The sequence below is a fragment of the Natrinema caseinilyticum genome, from assembly GCF_024227435.1.
Classification (GTDB): Archaea; Halobacteriota; Halobacteria; order Halobacteriales; family Natrialbaceae; genus Natrinema; species Natrinema caseinilyticum.
Genome location: NZ_CP100446.1, coordinates 234202 through 251070 on the forward strand (window position 1 = coordinate 234202; position 16869 = coordinate 251070).

General features: G+C 56.2%; 20 protein-coding genes and 2 pseudogenes. 15 read left to right on the plus strand and 7 right to left on the minus strand.

The window, feature by feature from the left end:
- Nucleotides 1-96: 96 nt before the first annotated feature.
- The gene (locus NJT13_RS20410) at nt 97-1356 is read left to right on the plus strand and encodes a phage NrS-1 polymerase family protein (protein ID WP_254525987.1); all 1260 of its coding nucleotides are present in this window, start codon (nt 97-99) and stop codon (nt 1354-1356) included.
- Between the two features lie 101 nt (nt 1357-1457).
- Here the strand turns inward: NJT13_RS20410 and NJT13_RS20415 are convergent, their stop codons facing one another.
- Nucleotides 1458-2687 (minus strand): RNA-guided endonuclease InsQ/TnpB family protein, encoded by a 1230-nt coding sequence (locus NJT13_RS20415; RefSeq protein WP_254525988.1) that lies wholly within the window; start codon nt 2685-2687, stop codon nt 1458-1460.
- A 3-nt stretch (nt 2688-2690) separates the two neighbouring features.
- Nucleotides 2691-2837 carry a DUF2080 family transposase-associated protein gene (locus tag NJT13_RS20420; protein ID WP_425499830.1) on the minus strand — a complete coding sequence of 49 codons (147 nt, stop codon included), beginning with the start codon at nt 2835-2837 and terminating at the stop codon, nt 2691-2693.
- 251 nt (nt 2838-3088) lie between these two features.
- Here NJT13_RS20420 and NJT13_RS20425 point away from each other — a divergent pair, with 251 nt between their 5' ends.
- The 8 genes and pseudogenes from NJT13_RS20425 to NJT13_RS20460 all read left to right on the plus strand — a co-directional run.
- The gene (locus tag NJT13_RS20425) at nt 3089-3340 is read left to right on the plus strand and encodes a hypothetical protein (RefSeq protein ID WP_254525990.1); all 252 of its coding nucleotides are present in this window, start codon (nt 3089-3091) and stop codon (nt 3338-3340) included.
- A complete protein-coding gene (locus NJT13_RS20430; protein ID WP_254525991.1) occupies nt 3337-3804 on the plus strand; it encodes a PIN domain-containing protein in 468 nt (155 codons plus the stop codon). Before NJT13_RS20425 ends, NJT13_RS20430 begins: the two co-directional genes overlap by 4 nt.
- Nucleotides 3805-3986: 182 nt before the next feature.
- Nucleotides 3987-4217, plus strand: coding sequence for a hypothetical protein (locus tag NJT13_RS20435; protein ID WP_425499831.1), 231 nt, complete (start codon nt 3987-3989; stop codon nt 4215-4217).
- Between the two features lie 113 nt (nt 4218-4330).
- Nucleotides 4331-4813, plus strand: coding sequence for a type VII toxin-antitoxin system MntA family adenylyltransferase antitoxin (mntA, locus tag NJT13_RS20440; RefSeq protein WP_254525992.1), 483 nt, complete (start codon nt 4331-4333; stop codon nt 4811-4813).
- Nucleotides 4810-5277 carry a type VII toxin-antitoxin system HepT family RNase toxin gene (gene hepT / locus NJT13_RS20445; protein WP_254525993.1) on the plus strand — a complete coding sequence of 156 codons (468 nt, stop codon included), beginning with the start codon at nt 4810-4812 and terminating at the stop codon, nt 5275-5277. Before mntA ends, hepT begins: the two co-directional genes overlap by 4 nt.
- Nucleotides 5278-5390: 113 nt before the next feature.
- Nucleotides 5391-5601 (plus strand): annotated as a pseudogene (locus NJT13_RS20450) (PadR family transcriptional regulator).
- A 189-nt stretch (nt 5602-5790) separates the two neighbouring features.
- The gene (locus NJT13_RS20455; RefSeq protein WP_254525994.1) at nt 5791-6063 is read left to right on the plus strand and encodes a PadR family transcriptional regulator; all 273 of its coding nucleotides are present in this window, start codon (nt 5791-5793) and stop codon (nt 6061-6063) included.
- Nucleotides 6060-6149: pseudogene (locus NJT13_RS20460) on the plus strand (nucleic acid-binding protein); the annotation flags it as partial. The gene NJT13_RS20455 and the pseudogene NJT13_RS20460, both read left to right, overlap by 4 nt.
- Before the next feature lie 4 nt (nt 6150-6153).
- Here the strand turns inward: NJT13_RS20460 and NJT13_RS20465 are convergent.
- From NJT13_RS20465 to NJT13_RS20480, 4 genes are read right to left on the minus strand one after another with little or no spacing between them, the layout of a single operon-like run.
- Nucleotides 6154-7056 carry a PEP-utilizing enzyme gene (locus NJT13_RS20465; RefSeq protein ID WP_254525995.1) on the minus strand — a complete coding sequence of 301 codons (903 nt, stop codon included), beginning with the start codon at nt 7054-7056 and terminating at the stop codon, nt 6154-6156.
- On the minus strand, nt 7053-8402 hold the full coding sequence (locus NJT13_RS20470; RefSeq protein WP_254525996.1) for a PEP/pyruvate-binding domain-containing protein: 1350 nt from the start codon (nt 8400-8402) through the stop codon (nt 7053-7055). The genes NJT13_RS20465 and NJT13_RS20470 overlap by 4 nt, the downstream gene beginning before the upstream one ends.
- Nucleotides 8402-11113 (minus strand): phosphoenolpyruvate synthase, encoded by a 2712-nt coding sequence (locus NJT13_RS20475; RefSeq protein ID WP_254525997.1) that lies wholly within the window; start codon nt 11111-11113, stop codon nt 8402-8404. The genes NJT13_RS20470 and NJT13_RS20475 overlap by 1 nt, the downstream gene beginning before the upstream one ends.
- Complete coding sequence (locus tag NJT13_RS20480; protein WP_254525998.1) at nt 11106-11735, minus strand: TetR/AcrR family transcriptional regulator; 630 nt, start codon at nt 11733-11735, stop codon at nt 11106-11108. The genes NJT13_RS20475 and NJT13_RS20480 overlap by 8 nt, the downstream gene beginning before the upstream one ends.
- A 414-nt stretch (nt 11736-12149) precedes the next feature.
- On the opposite strand from NJT13_RS20480, the gene NJT13_RS20485 reads away from it, so the two are divergent.
- From NJT13_RS20485 to NJT13_RS20510, 6 genes are all read left to right on the plus strand, one after another.
- On the plus strand, nt 12150-13166 hold the full coding sequence (locus NJT13_RS20485) for an NAD(P)-dependent alcohol dehydrogenase (protein WP_254525999.1): 1017 nt from the start codon (nt 12150-12152) through the stop codon (nt 13164-13166).
- Between the two features lie 630 nt (nt 13167-13796).
- Nucleotides 13797-14219, plus strand: a complete 423-nt coding sequence (locus tag NJT13_RS20490) for a DUF8030 family protein (RefSeq protein ID WP_254526102.1) — start codon at nt 13797-13799, stop codon at nt 14217-14219.
- Between the two features lie 124 nt (nt 14220-14343).
- A complete protein-coding gene (locus tag NJT13_RS20495) occupies nt 14344-14634 on the plus strand; it encodes a DUF8069 family protein (RefSeq protein ID WP_254526000.1) in 291 nt (96 codons plus the stop codon).
- Entirely contained in the window at nt 14634-14972 is a 339-nt protein-coding gene (locus tag NJT13_RS20500; RefSeq protein WP_254526103.1) for a DUF7558 family protein, read from the plus strand. Before NJT13_RS20495 ends, NJT13_RS20500 begins: the two co-directional genes overlap by 1 nt.
- A 19-nt stretch (nt 14973-14991) precedes the next feature.
- Entirely contained in the window at nt 14992-15633 is a 642-nt protein-coding gene (locus tag NJT13_RS20505; RefSeq protein WP_254526001.1) for a class I SAM-dependent methyltransferase, read from the plus strand.
- Nucleotides 15634-15747: 114 nt separating this feature from the next.
- Nucleotides 15748-15921 (plus strand): glycine zipper domain-containing protein, encoded by a 174-nt coding sequence (locus NJT13_RS20510; RefSeq protein ID WP_201740252.1) that lies wholly within the window; start codon nt 15748-15750, stop codon nt 15919-15921.
- Between the two features lie 114 nt (nt 15922-16035).
- Here the strand turns inward: NJT13_RS20510 and NJT13_RS20515 are convergent, their stop codons facing one another.
- Nucleotides 16036-16848, minus strand: coding sequence for a DUF6036 family nucleotidyltransferase (locus NJT13_RS20515; RefSeq protein ID WP_254526002.1), 813 nt, complete (start codon nt 16846-16848; stop codon nt 16036-16038).
- Nucleotides 16849-16869 lie beyond the last annotated feature (21 nt).

Below are 16869 nucleotides of genomic sequence, written 5' to 3' on the forward strand. Positions count from 1 at the left end.
GCAGGTCAGACAACACGGAGGCTATCAATCATTCTCTCGAGAAGATGACATAGTTTGTTCGAGGGCGATAGCGGATGCCCCTCAAGGAGGTCACCAATGAGTATCGAAAATTCAATCGACACAGCAGCACTGCCAAGTGGCTTGCGAGAGCGCAACCAGTGGGTCTGCTGGAGAGAAGAAAATCGGGATGGAAAGCCAACGAAGATACCGGTGTCACCAAGCAGTGGTGGGTTCGCATCGTCAACGGACTCAGATACTTGGGCTTCGTTCGAGACAGCCCTCGAGTACGCCGACACAGAGAACGCCGATGGTATCGGATTCGTCTTTTCTGACGATGATCCCATCGTCGGCGTGGACCTGGATGACTGTCGAGACCCCGAAACGGAAGACGTCAACGAGATAGCGTCGGATATCATCGAGCGCCTCGATTCCTATACGGAGATCTCTCCGTCAGGCACTGGATATCATGTGCTCATTGAGGGAGAACTCCCAGATGGCCGGAATCGCCGCGGCAGTATCGAACTGTACGACACCGCTCGGTTTTTCACCGTGACTGGCGATCATCTCGAGGAGACGCCACCCCGCGTTGCTCGCCGGCAAGACGCACTTGTCGCAATTCACCGCGAATACGTTCAGGAGACAGACACCGACAGCGGCTCAGAATCCGGCTCTCGTGGTCCGGCAAATGACCAGTCACAATCGACCGGTACGGTCGATCTCGAGGATGAGGATCTCCTCGAGAAAGCACGGAATGCATCGAACGGAGAGAAGTTCGAACGGTTATGGCGTGGCTCGACTGCTGGCTACGACAGCCACTCAGAAGCCGATATGGCGCTGTGCTGTCTGCTGGCGTTCTGGACGGGCGGGAACCAGACACGAATCAATCGCCTGTTTCGACAGTCGGGCCTTCTCCGAGAGAAATGGGACGAGGTACACTATGCCGATGGATCGACCTACGGTGAAAAGACGGTCGAACGAGCTATTGCGAACACCTCTGAGTTCTATGATCCAGATGCAGGAGAGTCATCGACTGAAATCTCGAAAGACCAAAACGAATCGTCGACCACCGACGGACGTGACGAAACGAAGCAAAACCATGCCTATCTGGTCGAGAAAAATCGGTTGCTAAAAGACCGTATCAATGACCTCGAGGCCACGGTTGAGCGAAAAACCGAGCGAATTACCGAACTCGAGGAAGAGATTGAACGACTCAAAGTCGAACTCGAAGACAGTAACCGAGACACAGACGCGAGTCCTGGAGAACGAGCAGTCACCCCAAAGGAAGGCAAGCATGAGTCCAAGGCAACGTCTGTGTGGGGAAGGACGAAACGATTGTTCGGGAATGGCCCCGAATGAAAGTGAACCGGTGTGGTTCCGTTTGCCATCCCCGAGAGGGGTGATGGGTCCTCGAACCAGATACAGTATAGACCATCCAGGGATGTGTGAACTACCCCACCCTACTCGCTCACCGCTGACGCGGTTCGCTCCTTGAGGGTGGGGCTTCCTGCTTCCACGACGCGCTTTGCAGACACAGGTGTATCCACAGGGAGCCCAGTCTCCACAGGCGGTGATTCGGAGCGTCCCGCTCCTACATCTTCGAGGCCGCGAGAAAGAATGTTCCACGCCGCGTTCGCGTCCCTATCTGCCTCGAACCCACACGACGGGCACGAGTGTTCACGAACCCACAGCGGCTTGTCCGTCTTGACACCGCAAGACGCGCACTCCTTCGTCGTATCTTTCGGGTCAACCGCGACGAAGTGCGTTCCCTCGCGCTCGCACTTGTATTCGAGCATCCGAAGGAATGTCCCCCACGCCGCCCCTGCTCGATTCCGTGAGTTACCGGGGAGTTCGACCAGTCCCTTCGCGTCCAAGTCCTCAACCGCCACCAAGTCGTACTCGCGAGCGTAGTAGTTCGATAACTTGTGGAGGAAGTCTCGTCGCTTCCGCTTCAACTCGGCGTGGCGTTCGGCCACTACCTTCCGTTGTTTCTCCCAATTCGTAGAGCCGTGTTCCTTCCGCGAGAGGTCACGTTGGGCGCGTTCGAGTCGCTCACGTTCCTTGCCGAAGTCGGGGCTCTCGATGGCGTACCCGTCGGTGTCGTGTACGTACGTGAGAATCCCCACGTCAATGCCGACGACCTTCTCGGGCGTCTCCGGCTTTTCAGCCGTGGCTTCGTCCACGTCGATGCCGAACGTAGCGAACCATTCACCCGTGGGTTCTCGCTTGACCGTGACCTGCTTGATGGTCGCGTTCTCGGGTATATCTCGGTGGAGGTGAATCGGTATCTCACCGATTTTGCTCAACCACAGCACAGGCCGACCACTCGTATTCTTGAGTTCGAAGCCGGACTGGTTGTAGGTGAGCGACCGATACTCCCGAGGTGGTTTCCACGTGAGCATCCCCACGGCGCGTCCGTACTCCTTCTGCGCTTTGAGCGTAGAGAGGTTGTCGTAGACGCGCTTGACGACCATCTGCAACACTTTCGAGTGAATGTCTCCGAGGTCGTCCCACCACGATTTGAGGTCGGGGAGTCGTCCCTGCACCTCGTAGCGAGCGGGAATCTCGTCACCCTCGTTGAGCAGGTAGAGGACGTGGTTGTACAGTTGCCTACAAGTATTGACGTGGTGCAGAAGCGTCTCAGCAATGTCTTCTGGTGGGTTGAGTCGATACTTGTAGTTGTACTGCATTTCTTACTCGTCTGAACTGGGTTCGGAGGTACGGACGACTTTCACGTCGGCACCGCGCCAGCTTTTGGGAACGATGACGTGGGCGCTATTGCCCGACGGTTTTGCAGTCCCGTCGAGGACTTCTTCGCCTTCGATTTCAAACCTATCCATCACACATGTATAGACCATATATAGACATAAAGGTAGCGGTGGGCCTGTGGGACGAGTGTCGCGGGTGTGTGAGAACCGTTCGGCGTTAACGAGACGGAGTCTCGTTCGCACACCAGAAATCGAATATTTCTGGGGACGCTGTATCCCCTCCCTACTGCGCTACTCGGTCGATTCGCTCCCTGCGTTGCTCCTTGAGGAAGGGGACTTAGCGCCTAATTACAATTAAGTCACCGCAGAGCGATTGTGTAGACATGGCCACGGATCTCACCGAACGGGTGCAAGAAATCGCGGAAGCGCGAGACATCCCCGAATCGGAGATCCTCGAGCAGGCACTGGAACGCGGTGTCGAGGATCTCTGGATGGATGTCGTCCTCTCACGATACGTAAACGACGAAATCGATCGGGAGAGAGCGATTGAACTCGTTGGCCGAGACCGAGTCAAGCGTGCAGACCGCGAACTGCAGGTTGTCGGCGAAGACGTTCGCTGGGGCCTGAATGCGTGATTGTTGCGGTCGCAGATACCGGTCCACTAATCCATCTCGACGAAATTGGTGTGCTTGGTTTGCTCTCAGTTGTCGATAGGCTGCTCATCCCGCACACTGTATACGAGGAACTCGAAGCAGGGACGGTTCCGTCTGCACTTACAAGTATTGAGTACGAAACCGTCGAGGCGGAGAAAGCTGAGTTCTCTGTCGACTTAGATCCTGGGGAGACAGCCGCTCTCGCGGTCGCATCTGAGCGCTCGGCTGTCCTGCTAACTGACGACCTCGCAGCAAGAGACGCAGCTGAAGATCTCGATGTCGAGGTACACGGCTCGATCGGTGTCATTGTTCTCGGCTTCACTCGTGGAGAACTTACTAAATCGAAAGCTATCGATCTAATGCGGGCACTCCAAACGGAGACAAGCCTATTCATCACGGAGGCAGTCGTGGAACGCGGAATTGCGCTGCTCGAGGAATCAGCGTAGCTAGTCAAACGTCAGTGCTGAGGTGCGGTCGTGTCAGACATCAAGAGAAGACGTCAGTTCTATTAACCAACAGAAACGCACAGTTGCCAACGGTGTTGGTTAAACACTTGCCAGCAGCAACTATTTTTCTCCCCCGTAGGGGCGAGGGGCGTTCCACACGTAAGCGTCCGTCATCGAGAACAATGGCTACGAGCGACTCCCAGCAGGTGTCCTTCAGCGATTCGGACACCAGACGTGACGAGATGCAGAGCACGATCGAAGCGTGGATCGATGACCTTCTCGAGGCAGTAACTGAAGCAGTCTCGAGCGACGAGTTCCAGCGATGGCTCGATACCCAGAGCCGCTTTTATGACTATTCGCCTGATTGCTCGGCAGTGCCCCATGCGACTCGAGTCGCCGGCTATCGAACGTAAACCAAACTTGTTGTCCAGGACCGGGGTATAACCGAGGCAACCGTGGCAGAACGAGTTCGATCGGTCACTGGGCTCCTGAGTGTTTATATGCCACGAGACCGTATTTCAAGGCAATGAGAACCAGTGAGGAAACGACTATCGATAAATCCCTCCCTCTCGAGACTCTTCGAGCGGTCTTGCAGGAGCATTCGATCCAGCTGGCAATTCTCTTCGGTTCTCACGCAAGTGGCGAAACCCACTCTCGGAGTGACATCGATATCGCAGTGGAATTCGACACAGTCCGCCCGAGTGACCCGAACTACAACGAGGTCTTTTTCGGATTGAGTGCTGATCTCAGCGAGGCGCTCGGAACAGACAATGTCGATCTCGTCGATTTCCAAACAACGTCACCGGAACTGGCGGAGACGATCTTCGATCGAGGCATCCTTCTTATCGGTGACCCAGAGCACGTGGCTGATATCCGAAGTCAACTCACGGAAATTGAGGAGAAGACTCAGTCACCGCGTGAACGGTTTGACGCGGCAGTAGCCAGAATTAATAGGCATCTCAGTGGGTCTGCTGTGACAGCAACCGATGGCGAGCCTCGTGATCGATGACGGACGATATTTTTCCCGCTGATCGTCTCAATCGAATACTCAATGCTGTCGAAACGATCGAAACCAGTTTGGGCGTTCTCGCTCGGAAACAGAGTCTGAGTCGGGAGGCGTACCACGCTGATTCTGACACACAGGACATTGTCGAACGTCGATTTGTCAAGATGACTGAGGCCGCGATCGATATTGGAGAGGAACTCGTCAAACACGAGCGTGGAACCCCTCCAGCGAGCAATCCACAATCAATGCGGGCTCTCGAAGAGCTTGGTATACTCTCTGCTTCGACAGCTGAGGAAATGGCACAAGGTGCCCGGTTCCGAAATGTCCTTGCTCATACTTACGGAAATATCATCGATCACGACGTAGTCTACAACGCTTTGCAGGATCTCGAGCGATATCGGCAGTTCGTCCTCGAGGTTCGTGACTACCTCGAGTCGATCGGAGCACTCGATGAGGACGTCTCCTAGATGCACATATTCGTCAAGTGCGGCGGTTTCTCCGACGACAAGATCAAGAGTGCTGAATTCTAGCGTGGCCCCCGTACGTGATCCCTAGCTAAGACGATCCTCATAGCCTCACGATCAACGACAAGTTCGAAGAGTACTACGAGAATGTGATCCACCACGGGTGACTGTATCTGAATCTCGATATAGTCAACGGACTCGTCGAGAAAGGCGAGGCCGTCAAACGATCGAACTACTACACAATTACAGCGCATGATCAACGCGAACTCGAGGACCGTCGTGAGTGGGAAATCAGTACGTGGCGAACTACTCTCGAGTTCGGAGTGAAACAGTCGCGACCGCTGAACGTATGCGCTGGATCGAATCCCTCGAGTGCCGTTCCATCACGACCGCGGTCTCAGGATGTCGTGAATGGGAAGAGAGTCAGCTAGTGACATAAAGAACTGACTAGTTGTATTTGCGTACATACCTGTACGTGTGGAATAACAAATATCATCTCGCCTGAATGGCTGCCCCATGGACGACCTCACAGGATTCCAACGCGACCTGCTGTACGTAATCGCGGGCGCTGACAGACCATCCGGACAAGACATCAAAAATGAAATCGAGCAATACTACAGTTCAGAGATCAATCATGGGCGGCTGTATCCGAATCTCGATACGGTTGTGAATAAGGATCTTGTCGAGAAAGGACAGCTCGACAGGCGCACAAACTACTACGTGATTACAGACGAGGGAGAGCAAGCGATTGAGGATCGCCATGAGTGGAAATCACAGTACATCGACTAATGCGGGCACTCCAAAAGGAGACAAGCCTGTTCATCACGGAGGCAGTCGTGGAACGCGGAATTGCGCTGCTCGAGGAATCGGCGTAACTAGTCAAACGTCAGTACTGAGCCGGGGTCGTATCAGATATTTCCGCGACTCCCACCTCGCCTTCCGCTCTATCACAGTCTCAGACACGTCATTGAGGGGAGTCCTCCCACCGTCGAGAGCAGCTGCCATTTCATTGAGCTCCTCCCATTCTAACCAGTAGACATCGTCAGCCTGGTCAATTACTCCCGTTTCAGCGAGGCGAAGACCGACTTCTTCCGCCATCTGTTGTAACACTGGCCACCCTCGCCCGACCTCGGCGAGAATGTCTTCTCGAAGCGACGTGACGTTCTGGGCCTGCTTCAGCAGCCGACGAAATATCGGACGGCGAATCGGTCCAAGGCGACGCAGCACGCTATCGGTCGCCTGTTGTCGTCGTTCTGAAAGCTGGCGCTGACGCATGTAGGGATCCAGTCCCTCGCTTTCAAGCAACCATGTGAGCGTATCGAACGGGAGAGATGGGTCCGTTGCGGGAACGGGTTTGAGAATGTCCAAATCGTAGATTGCATGCCCGTGTTTGTCGAGATACGCTTGGAACCGGTCTTGCCACTCCGTCCATACGTTGGCTGATACACTATCAGGTGGTATCTCTTCTGTGAGTGTCTTTTCCACATCCTTTCTAGGGGTATCACGGAGGACGTCGGCCAGTGCGGGATTCTCTCGACACCACGTTGCGATGTCAAAGAGTGCCTTCTCGGCTCGAATTGGCTCGCTGTCAAACCCCCGGAGGAAAATTTGGGGTGCCGGATCTTCGGATTGTCTGACGAACCGTTCGTAGAAGGAGGTGAACAGCGCCTCGTTTTGTCGGACCCGTAATAGAACAAACCGAGACGAATTGTAGTAATTAATCGCCTCTTGGAGGATGGTCTTGACGCCTGAAAGCAGCTCAGCTGCTTGGAGTTCTTTCACATTCTTCTTCTCCCATATTTCCACGGTCTGAACGTACTGGGGCCGAACTGTTTCTCGCCAGTGTGACCCGACATTACCGAGGATTTTTGGTATCGCCAAAGCCCCCGGCCCAAGATACGCAACAGGAATTTCGGTGCAAGCGAGACGGAGTAGTAGGCGTAGCCGTTGACGGTCGTGAAGGCGTAAGTTCCCCTAGAAAATGCGTCCGTTCCAAGGAATTCACGTGCCATTTCAACTGATGATTCCGTCATGATTGGTCCACCGAGACTCTCGAAAAGTGGCGAAAGCGGGTCTGGAAGCAACTCGGCGGGACCTACACGAGCGTATGCCAGATTCGAATCTGGGACTGTCCAGTCACTGGAGGATGCCACTGCCTGCTCAGGGAGAGTTGTAATGGGGCGTGACTGAAGCAGAACAATTTCGCCATCGACAAGTGCCCACTCGATGTCCTGTGGAGTACCGAAGAGTTCCTCGACGTCCTCGGCTATAGAGGCGAGCGCCCGTATCTGGTCGTCTGAAAGGACGCGGCTCGAACGCTGTTCCGCCGAGAGTTCGATGGTTTCAGTTCCCCCACCCGGAATCGATTGGACGGCGACGCGTTTGTCGCCGATGTCGTACGATAGAATATCTCCTGTGGCCTTGTCGATTCGTACATGGTCGCCTGTTACTGCACCGCCGACCTGCGCCTCGCCGAGACCGAATCCTGCGTCGATGACCGCGACACTCCGTTCGCCGGTGGTAGGATCGGCGGTGAACAGGATCCCCGACGCATCAGGGTGGGTCATCTCTTGGACGACGACGGCAAGTGAAACCTGGTCGTGCGGGATATCGTTTCGAGCCCGATAGGTGATGGCGCGGTCGGTGAAGAGGCTCGCCATGCACGTACGGACTGCCTCAGCGACTTCCTCTTCGCCCTGAACATTGAGGAGTGTTTCGTGCTGGCCTGCGAACGAAGCACTCGGGAGATCTTCGGCGGTAGCACTGGAGCGAGCGGCATAGGCCTTATCAACACCAGTGTCAGCGACTGAGTCCTTTATTGCTGTTTGAACTTCGGAGGGTAACGACAACGACTGGATAGCGTCTCTGAGCGCCCCTCCAGCCTCTGCAGTGGCTTCCGTGTCCTGAGGGTCGAGAGATTCTAGCGCTCGGATTCGATCAGGAATGTCTGATTCGGTGAGGAGGGCGCTGTACGCTGCCGTTGTGACAACGAAACCCTCCGGAACCGGGAACTCTGCTTGTTTGAGTCGGGCTAGGTTCGCCCCTTTTCCACCAACGAGGGAGATCTCAGTAGCTCTCGAGGCGGTCAATGAAAGGGCGAACGGCAGGCCTTTGTCACTTTCACTCATTATTCGCCGTCTAGTAGTTCAATAATCCCGTTCGTGCCATCGACACGAATCCGCTGACCTGACTGTATTTTCCGGGTTGCATTGCGGACAGCGACGACCGCCGGAATCCCGTATTCGCGTGCGACAAGGGAACCGTGACTCATCTGTCCACCCACTTCCACGACGACTCCGGCGGCATTCAGAAACAGCGGCGTCCAACCCGGATCGGAAGACGGGGCAACGAGAATCTCACCCTTTTCGATTTGCTCTTCACTCGGATTCCGAACAACCCGAGCGACGCCTTCAACAGTCCCATCTGAAACACCAGTTCCCACCAGTGCCCCCTCTGGAATGTCTTCGCGTTCACTCTCACCGCTCAGAGCTTCACCATCACTCGTCAGGACCGGTGGGGCATCCATCGAGGCGTGACGTCGAAATTCGGTGCGTCGAGCATCGATATCGACGTCAACCGATTCCCCATCGAGTGCGTCGAAGAGTTCCGATTTCCGAAGGAACCACACGTCATCAGGATCGACGAGTGTCCCTTGCGAGGCCAGTCGTTCGCCAGCGTCACGAAGTACCTCGTGCCAAGCCGCGTAGAAGTATGCAACACCGTGTTTTGGATACTCGCGAGTTTGAATCCCATCGCGATACGTCCGGATCAATCGACTGACGAGGCGTCGGCGGAGTGAACCAAAGACCCTGTTGTCTGCTCGTTGCTCGAGCCGTTTTCCTGCCGCCGCCGCCTCTTGTTCTAATGCTTGGACGCGGTCGCGGTGTTCTCCAACGTCACTCGTCTTGATCGTTGATTGTACAATGGACAGCAATACCGACGGATCATCCCGCCATCGAGGACGGCTGATATCCATCTCTCCAGTCGATCGGTGACCGAAGGAATCGAGGTATTCTGCAAGTTCAGAGCGAAATGCGTCCCCGCCTTCCACAGATTCGATTGCTTCGAGCGGAGCATCACGATTGAGGGCTTCAACGACGGCAGGATACTCTCGCGCTACATCTGCAAGGTCACCGATTCCGAGATTGACCTTCGTTAGCATTTCCTCTGGCAAGCCCCTCCCGACAGCGTTGACGTCATCGGGAGCGTCAGGGAATTGTCGTTTGAGTTTGCCCTCTGCGGCATTTCCGGCGATGAGTGAACCCATTGCTGGAAACTGCGTGGCCTCCCTGGGTACGTCGAAGACAACACGAACTTGTTCAGCTGTGTCTTCAGGAGACCGCACCTGGGTGGCGATGGTTTGCCCCCACGTTTCCCACTTTGCCTGTTCTCGCTCTGGGGACACAGGGTCACCAATGAACGCGCCAATGAATCCACCAAACACCGAGATGAGTTGAGGAATGGATTCCCGCAGCAGAGTCCAGGCCGAACTTGCAACAGTGGGTATTGAAGCAAGTCGTTCCAAGAGCGTCCGGTTTTGGTGAAACTCCTCGCCCCGTCGGTTGAGGAGGTCGCCGATAGCGGTCCCTATCTGCTCGTTCGCCTCACCCATCCGCTCGGGAAACCGCTTTCGCATCGGCCCGAAGCGGAGTGGGGGCGATACGTTGAGGTAGATGCGCCCGCCTGCCTCGACCACCCATTGTGTCTCGGGGTCAAATCCGTATTCGGTGAACAGCGTTTGAACGTACGACTTCCAGACGTCTACCACGAGTGGAGGCATCGCTTCGGCGAACGACTGTCCATGCCCCATGCTGATGTAGACATGGAGACGGTCGTCATCTGGAGCGGGTGAGGGCAGCGGGAACAACGACGTAGTCGGTCTGGCCTGCAGGATGATGACCTCGCCATCTGTCACTGACCACTCGATGTCCTGCGGAGTACCGAAGAGTTCCTCAATCTCTCGTCCGATCTTGACCAGTGCATGCACTTGGTCGTCGGTGAGTACCCGACTCGATCGTTCGAAGGTCGGAAGTTCGACCGTCTCCGTACCTCCGTTGGGTCGGCGTCGAACTGCAATCTGCTGGTCACCGACCTCGTATTTTCGAATATCGCCTGTCCGAGCATCGACTGTGATGCTGTCCGCGTTTACTTCTCCGGAGACAAGCGCCTCGCCGAGACCAAGAACCGCCTCAATGGAGGTAGTGTGGCGGTTCCCCGTCCGTGGGTCGGCTGTGAAGAGCACTCCCGAAACGTCCGGAGAAACCATTTGCTGAACGACGACTGCAATTGAGACATCTTCCTGTGAGATCCCATTTTTCGCTCGATACGCGATAGCTCGATCAGTGAACAGACTCGCCATACAGTCACGGATGCGGTCGAGGACCGCATCCACTCCCTGTACGTTCAGGAATGTCTCCTGTTGCCCAGCGAACGAGGCCTCAGGGAGGTCCTCGGCCGTCGCACTAGACCGCACTGCGTACGTCTGCGTCGAGGGGGTTCCTTCCTTGTAGAGTATTCCTCTGATGGAATCCCGAACGTCGTCTGGAAACTCTAGTTCCTGTATCTGCTTCCGCACGGTCGCGCCAACGTCTGCAATCGCTTCCGAATCCGTCGGTTCGAGTTCGGATAGCGCCGCAATCGCTTCTCTCGTCGGTGTATCGATGAGCTGTTGATATGCGACGGTTGTCACACAGAACCCGTCCGGTATTGGAAATCCCGACGTCGCAAGCCGTGCGAGGTTTGCTCCTTTCCCGCCGACAAGCTTACGATCAGTCGCTGCAGGATCGCTCAGCGAGACGACGGCTGGGCCATCCAATTGTTCACCGTCGAGTTCACTCATCGGAGAAGTCCTCGGAGTCCTGCTCTCGCGTCAGCCCGGCTGCGACAGCTGTAATGAGTGTCTCACGAACCTGGGGATATCGTTCTTCCCCGATGCGATCTTTTTGCTGGGCGAGTCGAACGACAGCCCTGATCGTGTGGGCAATCGTGTCTGGGTCCGACCCATTGACTTTGCCGTCATGGTACCAGCTCTCGATGTACGGAAGGAAGTGGTCTATTACACTCGCTCGTTTCTCAGTTGTTTCTTCGTCCGGAATTTGCTCGTGTATGCGGGGAAGTTCCTGTTCGTCGATGAGGACTTGCCGGAATATCGGATTGGATTCTATTTCGTTGAGAGACTGTTCGAGTAGTGCCGCGATTGCAGCCTCTGGATCATCATGTGTCTCGAACGATTCCCGCAATAATCGGGGAATCACTTCTTTGCTTTCTTGCTCTAGGATATCGAGGTAGAGCGCTTCTTTAGAGTCAAAGTACTGGTAGAAAGTGCCAGTGCCAATGCCCGCTGGTTCGGTGAGTTCTGATATTGTTGTCTTACGGATACCCTGCCGAGTGAACAGTTCTCGACCGGTATCACGGAGCGTTTCCCGGACTTGGTCTCGTTTCTCTTCTGAAAATGAAGGCATAGTTTGTGGGGAGTATTGATAGTGCGATTTGCTTCGTGACGACTAGATCTGCGCTATCTGAATATTTGAACGTTTCGTTCAAACGCTCATCTTCGGCTTTTTCGCTAGGAAGATTCTCGTACAGTAATACTGACAGTCCATCATGCGGTCTCAGGCTAGTACGCTTCCTCCCATCGAATGAAGCAGCTTCGTCGTCCTCTGAGAGGCTGCGAGGAATCGGTTCGTTCGCACAGAAGAGGGCACGCTAATCGAACTCCAGATCTGCACTGGGAACATCCGGCGCGTACTGTGACAAAGGGTTCGTCGTGCCGGGAAGCGGTCCTCCAGTTCGACAGATTTTCCCGGTCCCAAATACATCAGTCCTCGTACCGAGCACTTAGGTTACGACACTCGCGCCCTTACTTCTCCTTCGAGATGCCGACAACTGCCACTGGACGAAGGGCAAAGACGGACACGAGAATGAGAGTCGTAGCGGCCAAAGAGTACGGCGGCCCGGAAGTCCTCCGACTCTACTCGGCTCCGAAACCCACCCCAGAACCCGACGAGGTCCTGATTCGCATCCGCGCGTCCACCGTCGGACCGGCTAACTCGGCCATGCGCGAGGGACGACCATTCCCCGTCCGCTTCTTCAGTGGCCTCCGACGACCCACGTCAATCCCGGGCGATGCATTCGCCGGGGAGATCGCGGCCGTCGGTAGGGACGTCACGCGTTTCGCGGTCGGCGACCGGGTGTTCGGGACGACCGCGCCCGACTCGGGCGCGCACGCCGAGTACGTCTGCGTCCCCGACGACGGCACGCTCGAACTGACGCCCGCGGACGTGAGTGACGCCGAGGCCGCCGCCGTCGCCGACAACGGCCTCACGGCGATGCTGTTCCTTCGGGACGTGGCCGACCTCCAGCCCGGCCAGTCCATTCTCGTCAACGGCGCTTCGGGCGGCATCGGGACGTTCGCCGTCCAGCTCGCCACGTACGTCGGCGCCGAGGTCACTGGCGTCTGCAGCACCGGGAACGTCGACCTCGTGCGGTCGCTCGGTGCCGACGCGGTCATCGACTACACGACCACCGATGTCGCCGGGACGGGCGAGGCGTACGACGTGATCTTCGACGCTGTGGGCAAGGGGTCGTTTGCGCAGTTCGAGAACGCGCTGAATCCGGGCGGGCTGTATATGACGACCGTCCCTTCGGTGGCGATCCTCCTCGACATGGCCCGGACGAGGCTGTTTGGCGACAGGCGAGCTGTCTTCGCGGCCACGGGGATGAAGCCGATAGGCGTGCGGAAAAAATATCTCGGGGAGCTTAGAGAACTCCTCGACTCAGGGGAGATCCGCTCGGTGATCGGACGGCGGTACCCGTTAGCGGAGATTGTCGAGGCGCACCGCTACGTTGACACCGGGCATAAGCGCGGGACAGCCGTGGTTACGATCGATTGACAGGCCTAACCTCAAATGAGTCGAGACCACCGAACGCAGTGTGGGATGCGGCGAGGACTCCCCTGAACAGGTCGAGACGACCGCCAGATCGGTTGTAACCGGCGAGGGGAAGAGACGTTCACAGACGAGTTCACCTCGGCGAGACCTCAGTTCGCCGAAACGAGGAGTCATCGAGGACAGGGATGAGGAGTCACCCAGGGTTTTTGCCACCAAGTGGAGGGTGCTGTTCGGTTCGAAGAGTCCCCAATCAACGTCGCCGGGTTTTTGCTTGGTATGAAACCGATTCTTTCGGATTTAGGGGTTTCACCATCCCGTCGGGCACAATTCTCTCCAATCCTCGTTTCGCGGACTCCGTCGAGGTCATTAATAGCGTCTGAGAACAGCCCGACGGCCCTATCGTTGAATCTTAGCCTGTCTTGCTATCCTCTACACCTCCAGAATCATCCAAAGGAAGGCTAGGGTACACCGGTGCAAACGCCGCTGGCTCTCTCCGGCCGAAGGGCCATCAAACGACGACAGTCTCTAGCCGATATATCAGAATTCACTCACTGGATGACGACGCGATCCACAGTTGAGTTTGTCGCCCCCGAGAGGGGCGAGGGGGCTGTCGTAGGCACCCACTCAACAACCATGTTTTCTGAACACGAGCAACAGCGATCACGACTCCCTAGCGAGCACACTGAACAGCCAAGCAAAGAACAATGGGCAGATCTCGAACCGACGCTTCCTCACGACAGAAGTCCGACTAGCATCGTCTCTTTTGTCGAGTGCGCGCTCGTTGAACTCACCCACGAAGAGGTCGGTGTCGAGTTCATCTCGACGAGTGTTGCAGGAATGAAGCGGACGCAGTTCATTGCCGTCGACGACATCGGGCAGCGGTTCCAGAAGCGGTATTTCGGCGAGCGTCTCGGCTGGCACGAAACAACAGTTAGCCGCAACGCGGTTCGCGAGGAGTTGGTCAACCGACTCTCGCAGTCGTCCTCGGATCGAACCAACGAGACGCCGAACGCTGACCCAGATACGTTCCGCGTAAAGCCCATTCATCAGTTCTAATCCCTTTACAGGTTAACCAACACAGAATTGCATCCCTTTGGGGTGTTGGTTAACGACGTGGCAGCGAGGAGTTTGTCCGCGCCCGAGATGGCGAGGCGCGTCAATACGCGCCAACGTGATTCCCATGCCCGGTACAGACGCACTCGACGATGCATCAGCCGACTACGAACGGTTTGAAGCGGAACTCGTCGCACAGGATCAAGATGCCGCCCGCGTCGCAGTAGCGGATATTGACGACAGGAGGGCCCATTCTCTTGTCAATGACCTCGTCAACGACGACGTCGTCACTCCCATCCCCAACGAACGCGTTCTCGTCCACGAGCCAAGCGACGAAGCATTCGACTCGATTCTCCAACTGGCGGTCTTCCATCGAGGCTGGACCGCCGCTCGCGACGCCGGCGAAGGAGGACAATGATGCAACAGACGCTCTCTGGCTGTGCCTTCTGCGACGCCCCGCCCGGCGCCGAGGTCGGCGAGGCGCACACCTGGGGACAGGACGAACGGATCACCCACACCATCTGCGTCGACTGCGCGATCCAGTCGAATCCCGATCCTGACGACCGTGACCACTACTCCTGCGATAGCTGTGGTCTCGTCGTCGATGCGCTTGCAGCCCTCACACGGTTCCGTGTCGAACTCGGCCACTTGGAAGGCCCACTACAACTGTGTGCGAGATGTAGTCCCGGCGGCCCAGCAACGTACTGGACTCGCGACCTGGACAACCATCTCGTGAGTCTTGATACAGAGTCGTAGTCGGTCGTATGTGTCAGCGATGATTCTTGAGACCCTTATCCATCAGCACAGCCTACTCGCCCTACCGATGACCGACACAGAACGCGATTCTCACGGGTACACCCCGATGAACTACGACTCGGACAGCGAGGCAGACGAGGTGTACCAGCGGTGTCTGTCGTATCTTCTTGCACACGCGCCTATTGAGCCCGACGACGTCGTGCTTGACATCGGTACGGGTACCGGTATCGTCGCTTTCGAACTTGCGTCGAAGTGTGACCACGTGATAGGGCGGGATATCTACGACGAGTGGCTCCGGTACGCCCGTGAGAAAGCCGAGAAGCGTGGCATAGAGAATGTCTCGTTCGGTCACGGGTCATTCCGCGAACCGAACGTTGACGAACCGGTTGATGTCGTCGTTGCGAGCTATGCGCTGTACATGGCCTACGACGAAGGGGGCGAGGACGAATTACGCGCCGCCATCGGCGGTCTCGCGTCGCTGAATTCGCGGTGCGTAGTGATCGCCGACAAGATGCGCTTCGCGCCGGTGCAGTCCCCAAGCGAGTACGAGACGTTGCCACCGATGGGAACCGTCGCAAATCTCCTCGTGGATGCAGGCTTCACGATCACCGATATCGAGATCATCACTGAGTCGGTCGGTGTCATCATCGCCACCCAGTAGCGCCACATCGGCAGCCTCCGTCGAAAACTCAGCCGTACGGCACTTCCGAAGTGAGATACTGATTTGCTCAGTACGACGGTGGGCTTACCACCTTCAACAGTCAAGCGATGATAGATGAGTGAGGACAGTGAGTCAGGAGTAAGCGGAAAAGAGATGGGGGCAGGAATGGCGATCGGGATCGCAATCGGCGTTGCTATTGGTGCTGCTACGGATAATCTTGGACTGTGGATTGCACTCGGCGTTGCACTTGGTGCTGCAATTGGGGCTGGTTTGAGTAATCGAGAATAGGGGAGGTATGGTCTCTAATTGATGAATTCGCGTCCTGTATGTATCACGCACTTCCAGTCATAATCTGAGGGTTTCAGCAGATTTTCACAGCCCTCACGTTCTACCCCCTCGCGATCAGATCGTCGTTGAGCGACGTTCTACGCGCCCATCAGTTACCGCGACGGCGTCTTTCTCTTCCAGCCGCCTCACAATCTCCTGTACGTCCGCTGCGGGCCAGTCGAACTCCTGTTGCAGGTCAGTCACCGATTTCGGTTCGTCGAGCGCGTACAGCACTTCGAGTTCCTCGTAGACGCGCTCGGTGATCTCCGCGACAGGGTCGTGCAACGGTGTCGTCACGTTGTGTTGCTCGGTGAGATCAGTCAACGCTTCGTTGACGTACGTCACGAACAGTTCTTGATCCAATAGTTCAACCTGCGCCTCGAGTTCTGCTTCGATGATGTCGAACTCGAGGCCGGTCTGCATCAGTGAAAACATGTCCTCGATATCGTCCACCCGTCCGGCGACTGCTTTGAATAGGAAGATGTCTTCTGGACTCACGATCTCAACCACGAGATTCCCCGGATCGAGATATCGTTCGCTCCGCTCACGAATGCCTGGAGACAGAATCAGTTTGCCGATCACCTGCTGGTTGAAAACGTCGATGCGACACCCATCATCGTTCTCGAGGATTCGCTGGGCACCGAGTTCTTCGTACTCTTCGTCCGGTTCCCGGACGATATCGTATCCCAGTTCGAGAAGCACCGCTTGTAACTGACTCAGGTCTTCGCCAGAGGAGACGATGAGGTCGATATCTTTGGTCGTCTCCTTGAGTCCGCGAAACGCCATCGACCCACCGCCAATCAAGAAGACGGTGAGGGGGTTGTCCAGCTGCTGGCCGATGCGTTCGAATTCTGAGCGAATGTATGCGCTATCGAATCGCGCCCTCATAGAGATACGAGGTGGATACCC